We start from the raw sequence: 666 nt of genomic DNA, 5'->3' as shown, positions 1-666 counted from the left end.
TTTTATAACAATATTATTTGTATCCATTTTGTCTGTTGGGAGATTGAACAAAAAGGATTTGACAGCATTTTTTAGGAGGGACAATTAAATATGCTTATAAAAATAGAAAATGTAAAAAAAGAATACATAAGTGGAAAGAAAAAGAATCTGGTTTTAAAGGGAGTAAACTTAGAAATAAATGAGGGAGAAAAGATTGCTATAGTAGGACCTTCAGGCTCTGGCAAAACAACACTTCTTAATATAATAGGATTATTACTTCCCGCAACAGAAGGGGAGGTTTACTTAGCTGGGAAAAGAGCATCAAGTTTAAAGGAAAAAGAAAGGGCAAAACTAAGAAATAAATTTTTTGGTTATATATTCCAGGAATTTCTCTTAGTAGAAGAAGATACAGTATTTCAAAATATAGAAATACCTCTTTTGTACTCTTTGACAAAGAAGACAAAATCAGAGAAAAGAAAAATGGTTGAAGAAGTTTTGGAAAAAGTGGGTTTGGAAGTTAAAATAAACGAAAAGGTCAGGAACTTATCAGGAGGAGAAAGGCAAAGGGTGGCAATAGCAAGAGCTATAATAAATGACCCTGAGGTAATCCTTGCAGATGAACCGACAGGTTCGTTAGATGCAGAAAACGGGGAAAAAATCATGGACATTCTGGAAAGTTTGGTAGAC

Annotated in this window: 1 protein-coding gene; it reads left to right on the top strand. The window is 33.2% G+C overall.

The features are described 5' to 3' along the window. Window positions 1–90 precede the first annotated feature (90 nt). A partial coding sequence (locus I4N53_RS06095; protein ID WP_214495850.1) for an ABC transporter ATP-binding protein occupies window positions 91–666 on the top strand: 576 nt, incomplete at its 3' end.

The sequence above is a fragment of the Thermoanaerobacter sp. CM-CNRG TB177 genome (genome assembly GCF_018588165.1).
Lineage (GTDB): Bacteria > Bacillota > Thermoanaerobacteria > Thermoanaerobacterales > Thermoanaerobacteraceae > Thermoanaerobacter > Thermoanaerobacter thermocopriae.
The sequence above is the reverse complement of the archived record's forward strand: the minus strand, read 5'-3'. Positions and strand labels throughout refer to the sequence as shown.